The following is a 2,752-nucleotide window of genomic DNA, read 5'->3' on the forward strand; positions in this document are numbered from 1 at the left end:
GGGTTGGGGTGGATGGCGCTGATGAACTCGACGGGCATGACGGTCCGTTCCGTGGTCAGTTGGCGAAGAGCGAGCCGTCGACGTGGTCGGCGACGGTGACGCCGGGGTCGAGCACGCCGATCTCGTGCATCGTGTCGGCGACCTCCTGGACGTCGGCCACCGCCTCGTCGCTCGGCGGGCCCAACTCCTGGTAGGAGGAGTGGGACAGCCGCTCGGCGACGAACTCGGAGGCGCCGTTCTCCTCCCGGATCACCCGGGCGTACTCGTCGGGATGCTCGGCGGCCCAGGCGAACGCCCGGGCCAGCCGGTCGAGCACGTCGCTCAGCGCGGCGCGCCTCCCCTCGTCCGCGAGGGCGTCCTCGGTGGCGGTGATGAAGCCGTAGCCGCTGGTCAGCCCGTTCTCGCCGGTGACCAGGGTGCGGGCGCCGTTCTCCACCGCGCCGTGCAGGTAGGCCCCGAAGATGGCCCAGGCGTCGATCCGGCCCGAGGCGAACGCGGCCTGGGCGTCGGTCGGCAGCAGGTACTGGACGTCGACGTCCTCGTAGGAGAGCCCCACCTCCTCCAGGGCGCGGGCCAGCAGGTACTCGGCGATGGAGCCCTGGGCGGACGAGACGACGACCTGTTGTCCCGCGAGGTCGGCCACGTCCCGGATCGGCGAGTCGGGCTGGACCAGGACGGCCGTGTGCGAGCCGTCGTTGCGGAGCGCGGCGACGGCCTGGAGCGGCACGCCGCCGCTGATCGCCTGGAGGGTGGGCAGGTCGGCGGCGTAGCCGGTGTCGACGGCGCCGCCCTGCACGGCCTGGAAGAGCGGGGCCGCACCCTCGAACTCGGCCCACTCGACGTCGTAGGGGGTGTCGTCGAGGACGCCGGCGGCGCTGGCCAGGGTCTGGAGATTGCCGGCCTGGTCGCCCAGGGTGACGGTGACGCCGGAGAGCGGCGAGCCGTCCGACTCCGCTCCCGACCGGCCGGCGTCGGTGCCGTCCGAGCCGCAGGCGGCGGCGCCGACGAGGACGACGGCGGCGAGCAGGGCTCTGGTGATGGTGCGCATGGTTCTCACTTCTCGGGTGCGGGGACGGGGACGGGGACGGGGGACGGCTCGTCGGAGACGCCGAGCCAGGTCAGCAACCGGCCGCGCAGGCGGACCAGTTCGGGGCTGCCGACGCCGCGCGGGCGCGGCAGGTCGACGGTGATCTCGTGGGCGATGGAACCGCCGTCCATGACCAGGACGCGGTCGGCGAGGAGCAGCGCCTCCTCCACGTCGTGGGTGACGAGGAGGATCGCGCACCGGTGCCGCTGCCACAGCTCGCCGACCAGCCGCTGGGCGCGGCCCCTGGTCAGCGCGTCCAGCGCGCCGAACGGCTCGTCGAGCAGCAGGAGTTCGGGCTCCCGCACCAGCGCGCGGGCCAACGAGACACGCTGCGCCTCGCCGCCCGAGAGCGTCTTCGGCCACGCCCCGGCGTGCCCCTCGATCCCCACCTCGGCCAGATAGCGGGTGGCCAGCTCGGGGCCGGGGCGCCCCGGCAGCCCGAGGACGACGTTGCGCCAGACCCTGAGCCACGGCATCAGCCGGGGCGACTGGAAGGCCACCGAGCGGCGGGCCGGCACGGTCACCCGGCCGCCGATCTCGTCGTCGAGCCCGGCCAACACCCGCAGCAGGGTGGACTTGCCGCAGCCGCTGTGGCCCAGCAGGGCGACGAACTCGCCGCGCTCGATGGTCAGATCGAGGCCGTCGATGACGGTGCGGCCGTCGAACGCCCGGGTGAGGCCCCGCACGTCGACACCGGGCGCGGCGGTCGTGGCGGGTGTGGTGGTCGTGGTGGTCGTGGTGGTCGCGTTCACGTGTTCACGCCCCGTCGCCGTCGAAGGAGGCCCGCCAGGCGAGCAGGTAGCGGCCGAGCAGCCGCACCGTGAAGTCGCAGAGCAGCCCGAGCACGGCGTAGACGGCCAGGCAGAGCACGATCACGTCCGTGCGGAAGTACTGCTGGGCGTTGCTCATCAGGTGGCCGATGCCCTCGGACGCGTTGACCTGCTCCGCGAAGACCAGCGCCAGCCAGGCCGTGGAGAGCGCGTAGCGCAGCCCGACCAGGGCGCCGGGCAGCGCGGACGGCAGGATCACGTACCGGATCAGCGCGAGCCGGCCGAGGCCCACCATCCGTCCGGCCTCCACCAGTTGGGCGTCCGTGGAGCGGATGCCGCCGTAGATGTTGAAGTAGAGCGGATAGGTCACGCCGAGGGCGACCAGCGCGATCTTGGGCGTCTCGTCGATGCCGAACCAGACGATGAACAGCGGGATCAGGCCGACCCAGGGGATCGCGCGCAGCATGCCCATCGAGGAGTCCACGACGTCCTCGCCGACCCGGAAGAGCCCCGCGAGCAGCGCGAGCGTCAGCGCGACGGCGGCGCCGATCAGGAAGCCGGTGCCGGCCCGGAGGGCGGACGCGCCGATGGCGTCGGGCAGTTCACCCGACCTGGTCAGCTCCCAGCCGCGCCGCACGACGTCGACGGGGGAGGCCAGCACGTCGTCGGCGAGCAGCCCGGTGACGCCCGCGAGATACCAGACGAGCAGCAGCCCGACGGGCCCGGTGGCACGGCGCAACGACCGGGGGACGCGTGGCCCGCGCCGGGCACGGGTGGCCGCCGGGCGGATGGTGACGCGATCCGCCGGAACGGGCTCGGCGGAGGCGGACGTCGGTGGGGCGACGCCCGGCGGGGACTGTTCCTGGAGGGACATGGGGGCCTTTCGCGACGGGGC

Annotated in this window: 3 protein-coding genes; all 3 read right to left on the minus strand. The window is 73.7% G+C overall.

The window, feature by feature from the left end; all coding sequences use genetic code 11:
- Positions 1-55: 55 nt before the first annotated feature.
- From E1283_RS34810 to E1283_RS34820, 3 genes are read right to left on the minus strand one after another with little or no spacing between them, the layout of a single operon-like run.
- On the minus strand, positions 56-1,048 hold the full coding sequence (locus tag E1283_RS34810; protein WP_132822164.1) for an ABC transporter substrate-binding protein: 993 nt from the start codon (positions 1,046-1,048) through the stop codon (positions 56-58).
- 5 nt (positions 1,049-1,053) lie between these two features.
- Positions 1,054-1,839 (minus strand): ABC transporter ATP-binding protein, encoded by a 786-nt coding sequence (locus E1283_RS34815; RefSeq protein WP_132822165.1) that lies wholly within the window; start codon positions 1,837-1,839, stop codon positions 1,054-1,056.
- A 4-nt stretch (positions 1,840-1,843) separates the two neighbouring features.
- Positions 1,844-2,731 (minus strand): ABC transporter permease, encoded by an 888-nt coding sequence (locus E1283_RS34820; protein WP_132822166.1) that lies wholly within the window; start codon positions 2,729-2,731, stop codon positions 1,844-1,846.
- Between the last annotated feature and the right edge of the window lie 21 nt (positions 2,732-2,752).

It is taken from the genome of Streptomyces hainanensis (assembly GCF_004348415.1).
Taxonomy (GTDB): domain Bacteria; phylum Actinomycetota; class Actinomycetes; order Streptomycetales; family Streptomycetaceae; genus Streptomyces; species Streptomyces hainanensis.

Coding starts and splice junctions, on each gene's coding strand:
- E1283_RS34820 (WP_132822166.1), bottom strand. CDS start 2,731: ATGTCCCTCCAGGAACAGTCCCCGCCGGGCGTCGCCCCACCGACGTCC.
- E1283_RS34810 (WP_132822164.1), bottom strand. CDS start 1,048: ATGCGCACCATCACCAGAGCCCTGCTCGCCGCCGTCGTCCTCGTCGGC.